This is a genomic window from Candidatus Bathyarchaeota archaeon (assembly GCA_030739585.1).
Classification (GTDB): domain Archaea; phylum Thermoproteota; class Bathyarchaeia; order TCS64; family TCS64.
The window spans coordinates 62850-80140 of record JASLYX010000002.1; the positions used below are offsets into that span (position 1 = coordinate 62850).

General features: G+C 50.3%; 13 protein-coding genes. 4 read left to right on the forward strand and 9 right to left on the reverse strand.

The features are described 5' to 3' along the window. Window positions 1-4 precede the first annotated feature (4 nt). The 7 genes from QGG23_02565 to QGG23_02595 all read right to left on the reverse strand — a co-directional run bounded on the left by QGG23_02565 (window position 5) and on the right by QGG23_02595 (window position 7960). The gene (locus tag QGG23_02565) at window positions 5-799 is read right to left on the reverse strand and encodes an aldolase/citrate lyase family protein (GenBank protein ID MDP6048316.1); all 795 of its coding nucleotides are present in this window, start codon (window positions 797-799) and stop codon (window positions 5-7) included. A gap of 34 nt (window positions 800-833) precedes the next feature. Continuing rightward, window positions 834-2639, reverse strand: coding sequence for a hypothetical protein (locus QGG23_02570; GenBank protein ID MDP6048317.1), 1806 nt, complete (start codon window positions 2637-2639; stop codon window positions 834-836). Between the two features lie 325 nt (window positions 2640-2964). After that, complete coding sequence (locus QGG23_02575; GenBank protein MDP6048318.1) at window positions 2965-5034, reverse strand: heavy metal translocating P-type ATPase; 2070 nt, start codon at window positions 5032-5034, stop codon at window positions 2965-2967. 134 nt (window positions 5035-5168) lie between these two features. Continuing rightward, complete coding sequence (locus QGG23_02580; GenBank protein ID MDP6048319.1) at window positions 5169-5732, reverse strand: thymidylate kinase; 564 nt, start codon at window positions 5730-5732, stop codon at window positions 5169-5171. A 46-nt stretch (window positions 5733-5778) separates the two neighbouring features. Then, the gene (locus QGG23_02585) at window positions 5779-5988 is read right to left on the reverse strand and encodes a hypothetical protein (GenBank protein MDP6048320.1); all 210 of its coding nucleotides are present in this window, start codon (window positions 5986-5988) and stop codon (window positions 5779-5781) included. 288 nt (window positions 5989-6276) lie between these two features. Beyond that, on the reverse strand, window positions 6277-7575 hold the full coding sequence (locus QGG23_02590; GenBank protein MDP6048321.1) for a pyridoxal-phosphate dependent enzyme: 1299 nt from the start codon (window positions 7573-7575) through the stop codon (window positions 6277-6279). Between the two features lie 187 nt (window positions 7576-7762). Continuing rightward, window positions 7763-7960, reverse strand: coding sequence for a hypothetical protein (locus tag QGG23_02595; GenBank protein ID MDP6048322.1), 198 nt, complete (start codon window positions 7958-7960; stop codon window positions 7763-7765). A gap of 369 nt (window positions 7961-8329) precedes the next feature. Between QGG23_02595 and QGG23_02600 the strand changes: the two genes are divergently transcribed. Both QGG23_02600 and QGG23_02605 read left to right on the forward strand, forming a co-directional pair. Then, a complete protein-coding gene (locus tag QGG23_02600) occupies window positions 8330-10192 on the forward strand; it encodes a phosphoenolpyruvate carboxykinase (GTP) (protein MDP6048323.1) in 1863 nt (620 codons plus the stop codon). A 68-nt stretch (window positions 10193-10260) separates the two neighbouring features. Continuing rightward, window positions 10261-11553, forward strand: a complete 1293-nt coding sequence (locus tag QGG23_02605; protein ID MDP6048324.1) for an aminotransferase class III-fold pyridoxal phosphate-dependent enzyme — start codon at window positions 10261-10263, stop codon at window positions 11551-11553. Between the two features lie 6 nt (window positions 11554-11559). Here QGG23_02605 and QGG23_02610 read toward each other — a convergent pair whose 3' ends face one another. Beyond that, window positions 11560-12660 carry a P1 family peptidase gene (locus QGG23_02610; GenBank protein MDP6048325.1) on the reverse strand — a complete coding sequence of 367 codons (1101 nt, stop codon included), beginning with the start codon at window positions 12658-12660 and terminating at the stop codon, window positions 11560-11562. Window positions 12661-12733: 73 nt separating this feature from the next. On the opposite strand from QGG23_02610, the gene QGG23_02615 reads away from it, so the two are divergent. Together QGG23_02615 and QGG23_02620 are read left to right on the forward strand one after the other, a co-directional pair. Continuing rightward, window positions 12734-13900 (forward strand): aminotransferase class V-fold PLP-dependent enzyme, encoded by a 1167-nt coding sequence (locus tag QGG23_02615; protein MDP6048326.1) that lies wholly within the window; start codon window positions 12734-12736, stop codon window positions 13898-13900. Window positions 13901-13974: 74 nt separating this feature from the next. Continuing rightward, window positions 13975-14811, forward strand: a complete 837-nt coding sequence (locus tag QGG23_02620; protein ID MDP6048327.1) for a nitroreductase family protein — start codon at window positions 13975-13977, stop codon at window positions 14809-14811. Window positions 14812-14944: 133 nt separating this feature from the next. On the opposite strand, the gene QGG23_02625 is transcribed toward QGG23_02620, so the two are convergent. After that, window positions 14945-16141 carry an aminotransferase class I/II-fold pyridoxal phosphate-dependent enzyme gene (locus tag QGG23_02625; protein MDP6048328.1) on the reverse strand — a complete coding sequence of 399 codons (1197 nt, stop codon included), beginning with the start codon at window positions 16139-16141 and terminating at the stop codon, window positions 14945-14947. Window positions 16142-17291 lie beyond the last annotated feature (1150 nt).

Consider the following 17291-nt stretch of genomic DNA (forward strand, 5'->3'; position numbering starts at 1 on the left):
TTCCTTAGAGCTCTATCTCTTCTCTCTCTGAGGCTTTCCAGCCCTTGACTTCGTTGATGGCATCAGCAGCGGCTGCCCGGAGGAATCCCACGTCGCTGCTGACAGCGCAGAACTTGAATCCTTGTTCTATAGCGTTACTGATGTTGGTGGGGCCGCTGGATGTCTGGCAGTGCATCCCAGGGGCGACTCCGTACTCCTCCCCAGCTCTGATTATCATGTCCAGGGCGTCTGTGAATCTAGGGTGGGTGTACTGGCGGTGGATCCCCATATCTAATGTGAAGTCTGATGGACCAACGAAGCATGCATCGACTCCTTCTACAGCAAATATCTCGTCGATGTTATTTAGTCCTCTCTGGGTTTCGATCATGACAACCACGAGGGACTCCTCATTGACTGTGGTAAAGTAGTCCGGGTCCTGGAATGCGGCGAGTCTAGGGCCCGCGCCTCTCTCTCCTTTGGGAGGGTACTTCATAATCCTGACCGTCTCCTGGGCCATCTCCGCAGTCTCAACTCGGGGGATAACGAGACCCGTAGCACCGGCGTCCATAGCCTTCTTAGCCCAAATAAGGTCGTTCCATGGTATACGGGCCATAGGCAGGCAGTTTTCCCGGTTGTAGAGCATCGTTTGGACCATGAAATGATACGTCTCGGGGCCGAAAGGGCCGTGCTCCATATCACAGACGAGCCAGTCGAATCCTAGGTCGGCGAGGTACATCGAGACGTCGGGATGGCCTACTGTGATCCATGTGCCGATGCTGGGTTTACCTGCCTTGAGCTTTCTTTTAACCAGGTTCTTCATTGTGGAATCTTGTTATGTCTGGGTTTATTATGATTTAAGACTGAGGTGGTAACTGACCTGTTAGTCCTTCAGGGTCTATCCAGCTGAATTTACTCTGGAGGGTCTTAGAATAGACGTTCCTCCAGTTGTAATCAACTTTCTGGCTCCAGTTGTAATAGATTCGTGGGTCAATGTAGCTTTTCATGGATGTGCCAAGGTTGTAGTCCCGTGTCTCCGCCTGGGCCGTAATCTGAAGTTTGAGTTTTTGGATGGCCTCCCTATCCCGTTTTTTTATCTGTAAGATCCTCATCTTCAATTTCTCTAGGCGCTCCCTTTGCTTGATCTTGAGGTTCTTATTGCGTTCCCGCTGAGTCCTAATGGCCCTTTTCTTCGAGGCGATGCGTTTCTCTATGCCCTTTGTGGATTTCTCCTGTAGCCTCCTCTCCTCGAACTTCCCCTTGTACTCCTCCAGCTTTACTTTATGTTTCTCTAGTTTCAGATGGTAATTGCCGAGCCGTTCCTTATATTTCTCCTTTGTCTCCACAGTTTTCTGCTTCAGCTTTTTCTCTTTCTCTCTAGCCTTAACCTTTCTAGTTTCAAGGCGGTCTCTCTTCTTCTGGAGGGATTGCTCCCAGGTCTTAGGGATGGAGCGCTTGTGGTTACAGACCTTTGCTGCCTCGAGGTTGGCCATAATGGCGACGTGTTTCTTGACGTACTCAAGGGTTTCTGGGGCAACTTGAGTCCGGTTTAGTGCTGATTCCACGGCAGTCGTGGCGTAGTGGGTCCTGAATACCTTGGCGGAGAGGCCCGTCATAACCTCGTCAAGGAAGTGGCTTACCCGCTCCGAGTTAACTTTCTCAAATAGGGGCTTTTCAGGGTCTCCGCTGAACTCCTTGAGGTTGTTGACGACGGAGTCGGGGATCGCGACGCAGAGGGTGTGTCGGACTGAGTCCTTTCCAATGAAATTAAATGTGACCGTGCCGTTCCGATTGAAGTTTATATGCTCAGGGCGGAGGGTGGAAGCTCCGATGGTCTCGGCCTCGTCTTCGCTTTTCTCGTCGCCTACCCTGAATTTACAGTGGTCTATGAGGAATGTGACCGTGGCGGTCTGTTTCCTGGTGAGGTCATCGGAGTCTAGGTTGTCGTTGATATAGTTTTTGACCTTTTTGATGTTTTTCCTGAATTCACGGGCTTTATTAAATTTATCAATGTCCTTCCTCTGTTTTATGGTGCTAGAGTCGTGAGGCCAGACGTATTTGATCTTGTTACTAAGCTTGTCCTTCCATCTTGCGATCCACATGGTCTCTGGTTCCCAGTAGATCTTCTTCCAGGCCCCGGGTGGATATGGTACATTAGGGGAATGATTGAGCTCGACATCCTCATGCCTAGGCCCCTCCTTCCATTTTCCCCTCATGGGGTGCTGCCCTCGGCCCATGAATATACTGCTGGGTTCTACAGTGTAGTTTCCCAATTGTGTATGTTCCCCGTCTATGGTAGCCCAGCCATATCTCTCCTTGTTCGCCTCCCGGATCTCCTTTCTTTTGGCCGCAAGGGCTTTCTTCTCCTCACGCGTCATGTTGGCACGGGTCTCGCGTTCCGCTATGATGATCCGATGGATGGGGGTGAAGTCGACATCTCCTGGGAGGACAGTCGTCCCGAGGATCTCCGAAAAGTCCTTATGGAAATTTGAGGCAAACTCGGGGTCCTCAACATAGGGTGTGCCTATCTTTTTGGCCCAGGCCATGGCCCGTTCCTCCTGTTTGTTGTTGAGCGTAATGGTATGGCCCTTGACCTTGATGGTGAGATCCTGGCCTTTGTATCTGGGGGGGACCATGACTCCGTTGTGGCTTAGCTGCTTCATGGGGGTCCTCTTTTCTAACTTCGATTGAGATGTTCACCGTTATCTATAATAATTTCTGGTCCATTCATCTGATTCCCGGATTTTTTTCGGTGATATCCCTATCCATCTCGCGCCCATAAAGGTATATCCCTCGTCTGGGAGAAGATCATCGACAACTTGATGGTTAGAAGATATCTATTATTTTCGGAGTCGGGCTTGTGAGTTGTATTATGTTAACGCGGTTCTCAAGGGCAATAGCGATATTGTAGTCTGGACTTTTTCACGCGCGTGAGGAATCCCCTCTAAAGAGTGGAATAGTCTTCACATTGAGGGATTTGGCTAACGGCTATAGCTTCGGTTTAAACCCCCTCAGGAGGAGGCTGTTAAAGACTACGCTAATGCTACTAAATGCCATCGCCCCGGCGGCGAAGAGGGGGTGCATCTTCAGCCCCCAACGGATGAAACATCCAGCCGCAATGGGGATAAGCATCATGTTATATCCGAAGGCCCAAAACAGATTCTGCTTGATCTTGGAGTAGGTTGCCTTGCTCAGCTGTATGGCTATTACGACATCTATTAGATTATTCCTGATCAGAATGATCCCTCCCGTTTCCCTCGCCACATCTGTCCCGCTCCCTAAGGCGATACCCACCTCTGACTGGGCCAGAGCTGGAGCATCGTTGATGCCATCCCCCACCATCGCGACGATCAACCCCTCCTCTTGGAGACCCTTGATAACCTGGACCTTGTCCTGTGGAAGGACCTCAGCGAGGTAGTGGTCTATCCCTACCTTCCCTGCGATGGTCTCGGCTGTGCGTTTGTTGTCTCCCGTTATCATAACTACCTGTAGGTCCATGCTCTTCAGCTTGGCCACCACCTCGGCGGCATTTTCCTTGATCTCATCGGCTACCCCGATTAGGCCATTGACCTTCCCACCTGAGGAGATGAAGATGATGGTCTTTCCTTCCCCGTATAGCTGGTCAGCCTTGGCGTTGAGGTCTTCAGAGATCTTGGCCCCGATCTCATCCATGAGTCTTTGTGTGCCTACTATCATCTCCTGGCCATCGACAGTTCCCTTAATCCCTTTCCCAGCTAGGGCCTCTACATTTTTTGGCTCTAGGAGGTTCAATCTCTTCTCTTTAGCATATTTCATAATTGCCTCCCCAATGGGATGCTCCGAGCGTCGTTCTAAGGAGGCTACTAGCCTAATGAGTCCCTCATTTTCAGAGATAACATCCGTGACGGTGATCTCCCCCTTTGTGAGGGTCCCCGTCTTATCAAAAGCGATGGCCTGGAGCTCCCGGGTCTTTTCCAAGTATTCTCCTCCTTTTATGAGGATCCCATTCTCTGCCCCCTTGGCTGCCCCTACAAGGATTGCTGTAGGAGTCGCGATGCCTATTGCGCAGGGACATGCCACTATCACCACAGATATGAACGCCCTAAGGGCAAACCCGAATGTTGATCCCATAACGTAGTACCATCCGGCGAAAGTGATGATGCCGACGGTGATGACTATGGGCACGAAGTATCCAGCGACTATGTCGGCGACCCTCGGGATAGGAGCCCTGCTGAGCTGAGCTTCCTCGACCATCTGGGCTATCTGTTGCATGGTGGTATTCATGCCGATCTTAGTGACTTCCACCTTGAGGGCTCCCTCTTTGTTTACCGTTCCCCCAATTACCCCGTCCCCTGCAGACTTGACCACGGGGATGCTCTCTCCGGTGACCATGCTCTCGTCCACTGAGGAGTTCCCCTCAAGGATCTCTCCGTCTAGAGGAATCTTCTCTCCTGGTCTCACAATGACTACGTCGAAGGGCATCACCTCCTCCACTGGCAACTCCTCTTCCGTCCCATCTTCTTTGAGGATCCGTGCCACAGGTGGTTGGAGATCTAAGAGTCTGCGAATGGCCTCAGAGGCCCTCCCCCTTGCGATCTCTTCGAGGAGTTTACCCACCAAGATCAAGGCGATTATCAAAGCTGCGGTATCGAAGTAGACCTCGTTGCTGGGGGCTATTTGAGGGAAGAAGACAACAATGGTACTATATACCCAGGCGGTTGAGGTCCCCACGACTATAAGAGTGTCCATGTTCATGGTCCGAGCTTTGATAGCCCTCCAGGCTCCCCTGTAATATCTCCAGCCCGGGATAAACTGAACCGAGGTAGCAAGGAGGAAAGCCCACATCCGCTTGGATAACCAAGGAAGCGGGCCCTGGTAGAACATGATCGCCATCGTCAGAAGCCCGAAGCCGAGACTGAAAACAACCATGCGTTTCAGCAATACGCGTTCCTCTTCAGGTTGGACAAAAGTGAGCATGCAGGCATCACTGCAGAAGTAATAGGCCTTCCCTTCCACCTCCGCGGTGAATGCGGCTAATGTCTCATCAACATGCATCCCACAAATGGGGTCTCGTGCCATAACAATCTAGGAGTTGTTTCATGGAGATTATTAAATATCTCTTGAAATAATACATGGTCCCAGATCTATGGGATCCATCATTACTGCAAACAATATGCGTGCGATGGATTGATCCGCTGGGTGCGAAAACGATCTCAAAGATTAGACTTTAGTTTAGCCAAGATCCGTTCCCAGACATCTTCCTCAGTTCCCGCCCCGTTAATGATGATCCATCGGCTAGAACTAGCCAAGGCAAAGGCACGGGACCCAATTTTCTCGAGCTGTTCTTTAGATTCGAACATTTCTATTTGGCTTCGACCTCGAACGATACGAGAATAGGCTTCCTCGGGTTTAATATCTAAGTAGAAGACGTGTTTCGACCTGGGGAGGATGGTGGTGAAGAATCGGTAGGCAAAGACCCCTATGGGCGGAGGCAAATATATCGTTCCCATAAGGTATCGGACATAGATGACATAGTCATAGGCCCGCCACGGGGTTATGATAACACTCCTGAGGACGTCAGCTATGTAGAACATCGCAGCAGCAAAGTGGGCACTCCACCCATCCGCTAAAAGGAAGCGCCTCGCCCTGATCCCCGCCCAGTTGTCACTTTCAGGGTGGAAACGAGCGTAGACAGCGCATCCTCTCGCCTCCAAATGGTCCCTGAGTCTCTGCGCCTGGGTTGTCTTCCCTGAGGCATCTAGGCCCTCTACGACCAAGAATACCAGCTTAGGGAACCTCCAAGACCAGAAAGAACTTTAACGCTCATAGACAAAGTTCCGTAATGTTATCTGAACCCTTGGGAGATAGGGTCTTAGCTCCTGTGTATATGAAGGCGGCTGCAACTGATGGTGCCCTCCGCTGGACCAAGGTAAACCATTGATAGGATGAGTTAAAGGAGAGGTCTAGGATGAGGCTAACCATCCTCACCACGAACATCGAGACTGCGTCCTCCTTTGTTTTCCATTTCCCCATTCGTTACACCCCTAGATTGACCGAATTGACTAATATGCCAAGGATATGATATCTGTGACTATGATATAGAGCGCGTATTACGATAACTTCTAGGACGTGGCAAGAGAGGATAACGAAGACTCTCTTTTCCAACCTCGTCCCAGCATTCCCTTCCCGCCTAGATCAGAGGATGATTGAAATGTGTAAGAGTTTTTTTTTCCGTTCCACGCGCACGAAACAGGTCAATATACTATAGAAATCCTTTTCGAGTCTCTTAGGGAATCTGAAGAAAGGTTTGCCTTATTATTATCAAGCCATAAATTTCATATACCTTTTCTTTTCCCCAAAATCCATAAAAGTTGTAGCGCTTACAGAGAGGAGGATGACCTTCTCATTTTGTTCTTTTTTCGCGAGTCTCGCCTCGTCGATAGCAGCTTTAACTGCGTAGGCTGATTCTGGGGCTATGAGGCGGCCCTCTGTCTTTAGGAATGTTTTTGCTGCTTCAAAGATTACTTTTTCATCTTTAGGATAGGCGACCGTGTCAATAATGCCGATATTGTTAAGGTATCCAAGTAAGGGGGCTGTATTTGATGTCTGTATACCGATACCCATGACCTCCGGTCTTGGGTTCTCAATCTCGAATTCGTATGTTTTCCCGAGGTAGCTTGAAATCGGGCCTTGTAAGCGGATATAACTATAGATTCCTTGGGTCAGTTTAGCCGATGTCTCGGATTCAACAGCTAAGAGCTTGACTTGGCTTTCTTTTTTCAGCTTTTTATGAACGAATGGCGCTACTAAACCGTAAAAGTTGCTACCCCCGCCTACTGGCGCTATTATTATATCCGGTTTCTCTTCGATAGTTGTCAGCTGTTTTTCTGCCTCTAGACCCATGATCGTTTGGGTCAATAGGGCGTGATTTAGAAAGCTTGAGACTACCGCGACTGCATCATCTTTTCTTGCAGCCTCTTCCACTTCGGCCCTAACGACATTTGACTCGCGTTGATTATGGTCGCATCTAAGCGCTTTTCGCCCGACCTCTGTGGTCTCACTTGGGGAGTGAATAATGTCAGCACTTAACATTTCCTTTAGGAATTTCGGGTGCTCGGGGCTCCTTTTTGCATCCATTCTTGAAATAAACACCGTCGGTATGAGCCCGAAATACATCGCCGAATATGCGTGGGCCATTTTCGTCCTCGTGTTCGATGAACCGACGAAGACAGTTCTTCTGTAGCCCTCCTTCATAGCCCAATAAGCCTGAGGCAGTGCTGTATTTGTTTTAAAGGTCCCGACCGGATGCATCTCCTCGCATTTATAGTATATTTTCGCAGGCGTCTTCAAGGAATCTTCTAGCCTTCGGGCCCTTCTCAAAGGCATGGGCCTCCCCGATTTAATGTATGCCTCTAAAACTTCCCTCGGGATATCCACCCAACGCCTGCCCGAGAACTCTACTTTTGACGAAGCATCCGTGAATATACTGGGAAGATATCTCACCTCTTTTCCACTGTTAATGATCTTATAGGGTGGAAGCTGGTAGGGTAGGTCCGGAATGATGTTATACCACTTACTAGGTATCTCATCAGGGTCTAGAACAATGCAGTCAAGGCTCAATGAGACTCATGGCGTAGTTAGTGTCTTTAGCTTCATAAAATAATCGCGTGTGCATGAGGACAATTTTTGTAGTAATAAATAAAGTTCTATGTCTAGCTAAAAAAAATCCACTAAGCTTTGTTGTTTTGTTAAAACGGATGGCATTTGTAGTTGGGTTTTTTCTCCCACATTAAAAGTCTAGAATATTTTACGCGTTTGTATTGACACTTGACCTTTGTAGGTCTACATAGACAACCGTGTCGTTGACCCTAAAGTCCACCTTCCTCCAAGTGTATCTCGGTGGAACCTCCTCGAAGGAGTAAAAGGCTCCCAGATAGTAATGGAATCCCCAGTCCGCGAGCTCAACGACGTGGATTCTGGGGACAAATTCGGTTATTAGTTTCATTGGCAATCGATTCAGGTTTTAGCGATTGATAAGCATGACCGACATTTGAAAACTAGGGAGAGGAGAGTGAAACTGGAACTTTCCTTAGATCGCTTTTCTAGGAACGTCAAATTGGGATTGACCTAAACAATTTTTCATAATGACTGGGCTTGATGCGCGCGCTGACGGCATGATCCATCAGCTCTTCATACCTGAGAAAGTGTGAAACTACAGCAATATCGTTTCCCTAGTGGAATGACCCGGACAATAGCTTCTGCCGAGCCCGTGAGAGCTATTTCATGAGGTTTTCGGCAGAAACAGGATAAAAAAAGCTTTCCAGAAATCATAAGGGCTATATAATTTGCTAATTTTAGTTCCTAAGACAAAACCATGCCGTTATCCGATGTACTTCTCAGAGGCAACAGCCTCAAGAAGATCGTTACCCTCAGGAACCCCCATGTTCTGAGGCAGGTACGGGAGTTTATTGATTTGTGTAAGCCTTCCGGGGTCACCGTTATCACAGATGACCCCACGGAGATCGAGTACGTCAGGAACCTGGCTCTCAACTTAGGAGAGGAGCAGCCCCTCAAGATGGACGGCCATACAATCCACTTCGACGGGTACGCCGACCAGGCCAGGGACAAGGCTCATACAGCAGTACTTCTCCCAGAGGGCCAGAACCTGAGCCGAGGCATCGTTTCCGTGGAACGGGAGTCAGGGCTCCGGGAGATGAGGGGACTCTTGGACGGCGTCATGAAAGGTAAGGAGATGTTGGTCCGGTTCTTCAGTCTGGGGCCGACCAAATCCCGGTTTAACTTATGTGCTCTCCAGATCACGGATTCAGCCTACGTAAGCCACAGTGAGGATCTCCTCTACAGGAGCGGCTACGATGAGTTCAACCGCCTTGGGGGGAGTCGGGAGTTCTTTACATTCATCCACAGCGCAGGGGCCCTTGACAAGAGAAAGTGTAGCATCGACATCAAGAAGCGACGCATCTATATCGACCTCCTTGATGGCAAGGTCTACTCGGTAAACAACCAATATGCCGGGAATAGCTTGGGCCTTAAGAAGCTCGCCCTCCGCCTCGCGGTCTATAAGGCCAACCATGAGAATTGGCTAGCCGAGCACATGCTCGTGATGGGGATCCACCCCCCCGGCAAGGACCGAGTTACCTACTTCACCGGAGCCTACCCCAGTGCCTCGGGCAAAACCAGCACGGCGATGATCCCCGGGCAGACCGTCGTTGGGGATGACATTGCATATCTGAGAACTGATGGGGAGGGAAACGTCAGGGCCGTAAACATCGAATCTGGGATATTCGGTATCATCAAGGACGTTCACCCGGATGATGACCCTCTTATCTACAAGGCCCTAATTACTCCTAGGGAGCTCATCTTCAGCAACGTTCTCATTGAGGATGGGGTCCCCTACTGGCAGGGCATGGGTAGGGACCCCCCGGTAAGCGGGGTAAACTACTCGGGGGACTGGTGGAAGGAGAAGACCGACGGGGATGGCAAGGGGATACCCTTTGCCCACAGCAACGCCCGGTACACCATGCGGATCAGCGAGCTGGGCAACGCCGATCCCCACGTCAATGACCCCGACGGCGTTGTGATCCGTGCAATGCTTTACGGTGGTCGGGACTCAGACACCAACGTTCCAGTCTGCGAGGCGGTGAGCTGGGAGCACGGGGTCTACTTGGGGGCTATCATTGAGTCCGAGACGACCTCAGCAACCTTAGGCCGAAAGGGAGTACGAAAGTCCAACCCCATGGCAAATATGGATTTCCTCGTCATCCCCTTAGGAGCTTATCTCTCCAACCATATTAAGTTCGGACGTAGGCTCAGAAACTGCCCAACGGTCTTCGCGACCAACTACTTCCTAAAACATGAGGGTGAATACACCAACGCGATCCCAGACAAAAAGGTCTGGGTCCTCTGGGCAGAAGGCCGGGTCCACGGGGACTACGACACTATCAAGACCCCTATCGGCCTCCTCCCAAAGTATAGGGACCTAAAAGATCTGTTCAGGGACACCCTCCAGAAGGATTACTCCTTGGAGGACTATCATATCCAATTCTCGGTTAGGTTGGACAGGTACTTAGAGAAGATCGCTAGAATGGAGGAGATATTCAAGCCCGAGCCAAATATGCCCACTGAGTTTTGGGAGATCCTCAACCAGCAATGGGCGGAGCTAGAGGTTCTAAAGGCTGAGACCGGGAAGGCGACTCTGACCCCTGAGTACTTTCTATAATCCCTTCCATGGTAAACCATAATATCCTCACGGCGAAAGTAACCTATTCGTTAGGTGTCGATTTTTTTATGGGCTACGAGGAAAAGACAAAACGATCCAAGGGTTTGTATGCGCGGGCAGCGGAGGTCCTCCCGGCGGGGGTCTCCTACGCCATCAGAGACTTCCCCCCTCATCCCTTCTATATCGCTGAGGCAAAAGGGGCGAAGCTTACCGACGTAGACGGTAACGTTTACACAGACTACTGGATGGGTCACGGAGCTCTAATCCTGGGCCACGCCCAAAAGAGTGTGGTGAAGGCGGTCACGGAACAACTCATCAAAGGGACCCACTTCGGCTATGCCCATGAGCTCGAGGTCGAGCTAGCCGAGTGCATTGTGGATATGATCCCCAGCGCAGAGATGGTCCGGTACACCAGCTCCGGGACCGAGGCGAACATGTATGCAAGCCGCCTCGCTAGGGCCTATACAGGGAGAGACGGCATGGTAAAGATTGAGGGGGGCTGGCATGGGGGATACGATTCCCTCCACACTTCGGTCCATAACTTTGGGGCACCGGAGTCGGCAGGCCTCAACCCTAAGACCTATGAAGACACCCGGGCCGTCCCCTTCAACGACCTCGAGGCAGCTAGGAGAGCCCTAAAGGGGGAGGATGTAGCCTGCCTCATCATAGAACCGATGATGGGGGCCGCTGGCTTCCTAACCCCTGAGCCAGGCTATCTAGAGGGTCTCAGGGAAGTCTGCGACGCGAATGGGACGCTTCTCATCTTCGACGAGGTGATCACAGGGTTCAGGCTTTCCCCCGGGGGTGCCCAGCCCCTCTACTGTGTCGACGCGGATGTCACCATCCTTGGAAAGATCATGGGCGGGGGCTTCCCTATCGGGGCATTCTGCGGGCGCAGGGAGATCTTTGAGCGCCTGAACCACCGAAAGTACCCGGATTCCAAAAAAAGACCCTTCCACGGGGGTACCTTCACCGGCAACCCCGTCAGCATGGTTGCCGGGATAACGATCCTCAACATCTTAAAGGGGGGTAAGGTCCATGGGAAGATTGATAACCTCGGTGGTAAGGTCGTCCGGGGTCTCGAGGACATTATTAGCCGGAGCAGGATCGACGCAGTTATTACCGGGGTGGGTTCTGCCTTTGCAGTTCATTTCCAAAAGTTGAAGCCGAGGAACGCTAGGGAGATGGCAAGGAACGACACAGAGATCGCGAAGGGCTACTGGTCCCACTTGCTTGCGAAGAGCATAACCTATGTGAGTCCCAGCCTGCCCCACTCTTTCATCGGGGAGCCCCACACCAGCGAGGATGTCGAGGCTTATCTAGGGGCATCTGAGGAGTTCTTCAAGGACGGGATGAGTTAAGGACCATCAGGAGCCTTTAATCGGTTTCAGATGACGCCCGTAGCTACTAAAGATATCTGAAACCTGGTCCAGGGGTAAGGCGTGTCTCGTATTCCCATTCATACCGATCATGGTTTCAGCTTTGAACAATGCATTAAGAACGGCCTCTTGGATAGCCTCTCCCGTAGCCCTATACACTGGGTTCATGAATCTCTCCCCTAGCCGAGGACGCCAGAGCTCGGGATCCAACTTGATTAGTTCAGCTATGGGCTTCATTCCGGTGCTAAAGGCGATTGTGAAGTCACCGCTTGTGTTGGCTCCAAAGGTACCTGTTTTGGATAGTCCTAACATAGCCCTCTTAGCTGCATTCTGGAGCTGGCGGGAGTCAAGGGCGAGGTCAGTAGCAACCACCATCATAATTGAGTTCCCTGTGGAGGCGTTGGGGGGCTCTGGTAGCTCCACCTCCCTACCCACAGGGACGCCGTCTATCATAAGGTCCTCTTTCCTGCCGCAGTTGAGCTGGACGAGGGCCCCTACGGTGAAGTTATGGTATATTCTGGATGCTGTGCCGATGCCTCCTTTAAAACCGTATCCGGTCATTGGGGTGCCCCCGCCAACGTTTCCTTCTGGGACGGGACCCGTACCCACTCCACTCCGGGCAGTATCGATGGCTTCAAAAACCTGTTTCCTGCCAATATGTCTTCCGTGGTTGTTTGTGAGGTAGCCCCCGTTGGTCTCCCCCACCACTACGTTCAGCGTCCGGGGGGCATTCCCGTATCTTTCCTTCTGATAATCTAGCATTGCGTCAGCTACCCTCCAAGTGTTCATGGTCTCGGTGAGGAGGATAGGGACTTCAATGACTCCCTCGAGCATGACCTGAGGGAGCCCCGTTACCTTCCCAAAGGCGTTGAAGAGGTCGACTCCAGCTGTCACCTTCTCTCCATGGATGTCCCCTTGATGTGGAACTATGGCCGTCACACCAGTCCTCACGTTCTCCCCGCAGATCAGGGTCGAGTGACCCACGCCGACCCCATGTACGTCTGTGATGGCGTTCATTTTTCCTCTTTCCATTAAACCTAGATGTATCCCGAACTCTCTAGTCCTCGGCCTGTCGCCCATAACCTTCATTCAAAGAAAGCTTCTCAACGGGAAAAGGGTTGGGCCTGAAAAAGGTTTTATCCACTTCTCATGTAGTGGATCCATGAACATTTACGAGGAGCTTGGAGTTAAGAGCGTCATAAACGCTTCCTTCGCTCTTACCCGGTTGGGGGGATCAACCTTGACCAAGGAAGTCCAGCAGGCGATGGAGGAGGCGAACAAGACTTACGTCTACCTATGGGACCTGATGAAGAAGGGCGGGCAGTTATTGGCCGATGGCTGCGGGGCTGAGGCGGGATGGATAACCAGCGGTGCGTTTAACGGGCTTGTCCTCAGCGCGGCCGCATGTATTGCAGGGAAAGACCCCGAAAAGATCAGGCGTCTTCCTGACACAACGGGGATGAAGAATGAGATCATCATTCAGAGAGCCAACAGGATCCTCATCTACGATAGGGCAATGCAGGTCCCCGGAGGCAAATTCGTTTTCGTCGGGGACGAGCGTTGGGGGTGCACCCCGAAGCTCATGGAGGCCGCTATTAACGAAAACACTGCTGCCATCAACCACGTTATCATCGAAAATGACAAGCCCCGGATCGTCTCCATCGAGGAGACTGTGAAAGTAGCTCACAAGCACGATGTCCCAGTCATACTGGACTGTTCAGGGATGACCTATCCCCTAGAAGGTCTCACTAAGTTTGTGGAGATGGGGGTGGACTTAGCATGTTATGGGGGAAAGTATGTGGGAGGACCTAACTCCACAGGGTTCATCGTAGGAAGGAAGGACCTCATCGATACAGTGGCAATCCACAGCTTTATTGGGCACGAGGCCGGGCCCAACGAGCAGGGGGGCTATTACAGGGGCATAGGGAGAGGCTATAAGCTGGATAGACAGGAGATTGTCGCACTGTTGGTATCCTTCAAGAGGTGGTTGAAAATGGATCACAAGAAGGAGCGTATAGAGCCCGCCTGGAAGAGGGCTCGATACATTAATAATCAGATCATGAAGCTCCCCGGTCTCAAGGGCGCCGAGATAAACTTCACCCCGGAGGAGGGCGAGGAAATAGGTTACCATACTATAGGGATCGCCCTGAATTTTAAAGAAAAGACTGAGGATGAGGTTAGAGAGATGGTCTTAAGTCTCCGTGAGGATGATCCAGAGATCTGGCTAAGGTCGAGGGGGATAGGAACCTCCTTTGTCATCAACTGCCTTACATTGCTGCCCGGGCAAGAAAAGATCCTCGTAGAAAGATTCACCAAGCTCTTCTCTTAGTTCCGGTATTTTTCCCTGTTTTTTCATCCCTTGTTTTATTAGGACTGATCGTCGTTCCAGTAGCGGTAATAACCTTGAGGAAACCTGCGAAGATACATGGCTTAACCGAGGAGGAGCTCATGGATTTAGATCCCGTTGTCCTAAGGGCGATCCTCCATGAGAGGACGCACCACACCATAGAGGTGAATATTTATCGGATTATGGCAGGGAAAAAAGGGATATCCAAGAGCTTTGGGGAGACCGCGGGGCGTCTCATAGACATCTGGAAGGCTAGGGGGCTTCCAACTGACGCCCCCGATATCCAGTGGTGCCTAAACTACGTCGGCTTCGCACGGATGCTGAGAACGGGAGGAGACTTGGATCTGGGCCTGGAACTCGCTAAGCCATTCACAAAGGGCGAGATGGAGACCGTTGAGAAGCTCATTTACGGGAGGAAGAGCATTCGCCAGTTCAGGGACCAACCCGTCACTGATGAGATGATCGACAGAATCCTCCACGCAGGGCTTTATGCCCCCCACAGCTGCAACATGGGCTCTACCCGTTACCTTGTCCTCAGGGAACCCGAGGAGTGGAAGTTGGTGCGGAGCGATATTCCCCTCGAAAACTGCGTGATGATCGTGGTCCTCCAGGATCTACGCATGTATAAGGCGCTTAACTTCGACGAACTGGTTCCCCAGAACCTCTACTATGATGCCGCTGCGACAGCCGACCACATCTGTCTCATGGCACACGCCCTAGGGCTCGGGGGATGCTGGCTTACCCACGGGGAGGATACCCAAAGACGTCTAAGGGATTATTTTGGCCTCCATAAGGAGATCGTTAGCAGAAATCATATTGTCGTGGGCTGGCCTGATGAATCACCCATTAAATCCCAAAGGATGAAGCTAGAAGAGACTGTACTTAACCGCTAACCTTATCCCTCCGCGTACGCGTGAATTAAGACGAAATAGAAAAAATAGCTCTTTTCTTGGACCTCGCTCAAGCTGAGAAGGTACCCCTTGAAGCATTTGCAGAGTCGATAGGAGGATCTTTGAAAAAATGGGTTTAGAGGGAAGAGCTGGGGACCTTATGGGAGAGGTCTTTTAGGAACCTCTCCAATCTAATTGAGACCTCCTCCAGCTTCTCCACGGGTTTCACCAGGGCAAATCTTATGTGTCCCTCGCTGTTGGTGCCGTATTGTATTCCCGGGGCGCACCTAACCTTTTCGTGATAATAGAACTTTTGAACAAAGTCCTTGGACGTGCAGTTCAGTTCAGAGATATCGGCGAAGACGTAAAAGGCGCCTTCAGGCTTTGGACAACTGATCCCATCGATCTCGTTGAGCCGGGGGACAAAGTAGTCGATCCGCTTCTTGAACTCCGACTTCATCTCCTCCACGAAATCCCACCCCTCCTTCAGGGCTAGAGTCCCTGCCTTTTGGAAGGGGACCGGTATGCTAGTGATCCCTATAGGGACCCCCTTTACGACCTTCATCAGCTCAGGGCCTGCTATGATGTATCCCGCCCTACACCCTGTCCATGCGAAGGTCTTGGAGAAGCTCATGAGCACCATAGTCCTCTCCACCATCTCTGGGAGATTAATGATAGGACGATGCTTTCGGCCTCCCCATACGTACTCTGTGTAAATCTCATCCGCGATGACTATGATATCTTTCTCTACAGCGATCCCGGCAATCTCCTCCAGCTCCTCCTGAGTATAAACAGTCCCGCACGGGTTATCGGGATTGCAGATGATTAGAGCCTTTGTCTTACCTGTGATAGCAGCCCTGATATTGTCCATGTCGGGCCTAAAGTTCCCATTTTCGTCCTTGATCATATCCGCCTTTTTCATTGAGGCACCAAAATAAGCTGCAGGTAGATTGTACCCCTGATAAGCAGGGTCCTGGATGACGACCTCATCTCCCGGATTTAGGATCGCGCCAAAGGCCCTAAAGATGGCTTGGCTTCCCCCGGACTCAACAAGGATCTGGGTTTTTGGGTCTACGGTGACTCCATATTTCTGATAATACTCAGCGATGGCGGTCTTAAACTCAGGATCCCCCCCAAAAACGTAATGGGTGTGACCCTCCTTCATGGCGTCATAGACCGCTTTGTTGATGAACTCTGGTTGGTTGAAGTCCGGGTCTCCTGCCCCCAGATTGATCAGACCAGGTTCACTGGGTACCCTAATCCTGGTTGTGATACCTTGTTGCATAGCAGAGATCTCCTTTTTAGCGAATCTCTTGACGTCCAACTTAGTCATATATCGTCTTAGCTAATTGAATTCACTATAAAAGCGGTTCGGAACCTTTTCCCAGAAACTGGTGAAACTCCACAAAAAGATGGGAAAAGGGGGCGCGTATGAGGAGGTCTCTGAAGATCAGCTTGATCGTGCCATCGCTTTGGACTCGAACTGAATGCTTGACTTAGAGGACCCCCCTACCCTCTTTTTGCGCTCGTGAGTGCCAGTCTTCCTATTCATATTTTTCTTCCCATGAGCTAGCTGCGCGTGTGGAGGACTATTACCTAATAGAAGGGATCCAAGGCCATTTGTGTGTCCCCCATTTCCAAGGCTTGGGCGCTCATGATTATGGGGACAGCGGTCTTTTCCTTCATATGAACTCGATTATACATTTGTATTATAGAATTCAAATCTAAGTCCTTGAATTATTTTAGCTACAGGATTCTACAAGTGAGGTGGTGTTGCTGTGGTGCTTGGTGGGATTTTTGGGAGGTTATATAGGTGGGAGTGATTGGGTTTAGGCTTTGGGTTTAAAAAATTATTGTAAAACTAGATCAAGTGATTTTTGGACTGATACGATATGAATATAAATGAACTTGGATTGAACCAACCATTATCTCAATAGTTATCTGTTTAATTTTCTTGATAATTCTTGCTGGGATAAACATGTAACGTACTTTAGACAGATTATGCAACCTGAGCTTTCCGATCTCGAAGAATTGTTAGGCCGTAATGACGATTAAGGAACATTTAATGATATACCTCGAGATTTATGGAAGGTATGAAAATGGTTATGAGCTTGATCATTCTTCCAAGTTAACAGGTTTGATTAGTTAACCCTCTTTTACTATGTTATCACTTATGTGCATATTCAAGAAAAATGTCTTCTCAGTTTGAAAGGTTTTAATCGACTTAATTATTTTGGCCGGAGAGCCCCTTTAGGTGGCCAATCCTTCAGCTCATCTCTCTGATCTCGTCCGGTTTTGCATCGCGAACGCAGTAGCCATTCAATACCAAACATGACATCAGAAAATCAATAATAACCAACCAAACAACTAAACTACTCTAAATAATCGTCATCTTGAATGGGGGGGGATCAATCAAACACTAACCCCAGCCACAGATTGGAAACATTAAAACACCTACACCCAAACAATTACACGCCTTCCTA

Excerpts from the sequence above, each read along its gene's own strand:
- QGG23_02600 (MDP6048323.1), top strand. The coding sequence starts at position 8,330 with ATGCCGTTATCCGATGTACTTCTCAGAGGCAACAGCCTCAAGAAGATC.
- QGG23_02570 (MDP6048317.1), bottom strand. The coding sequence starts at position 2,639 with ATGAAGCAGCTAAGCCACAACGGAGTCATGGTCCCCCCCAGATACAAA.
- QGG23_02565 (MDP6048316.1), bottom strand. The coding sequence starts at position 799 with ATGAAGAACCTGGTTAAAAGAAAGCTCAAGGCAGGTAAACCCAGCATC.
- QGG23_02575 (MDP6048318.1), bottom strand. The coding sequence starts at position 5,034 with ATGGCACGAGACCCCATTTGTGGGATGCATGTTGATGAGACATTAGCC.
- QGG23_02625 (MDP6048328.1), bottom strand. The coding sequence starts at position 16,141 with ATGACTAAGTTGGACGTCAAGAGATTCGCTAAAAAGGAGATCTCTGCT.
- QGG23_02595 (MDP6048322.1), bottom strand. The coding sequence starts at position 7,960 with ATGAAACTAATAACCGAATTTGTCCCCAGAATCCACGTCGTTGAGCTC.
- QGG23_02605 (MDP6048324.1), top strand. The coding sequence starts at position 10,261 with ATGGGCTACGAGGAAAAGACAAAACGATCCAAGGGTTTGTATGCGCGG.
- QGG23_02585 (MDP6048320.1), bottom strand. The coding sequence starts at position 5,988 with ATGGGGAAATGGAAAACAAAGGAGGACGCAGTCTCGATGTTCGTGGTG.
- QGG23_02610 (MDP6048325.1), bottom strand. The coding sequence starts at position 12,660 with ATGAAGGTTATGGGCGACAGGCCGAGGACTAGAGAGTTCGGGATACAT.
- QGG23_02615 (MDP6048326.1), top strand. The coding sequence starts at position 12,734 with ATGAACATTTACGAGGAGCTTGGAGTTAAGAGCGTCATAAACGCTTCC.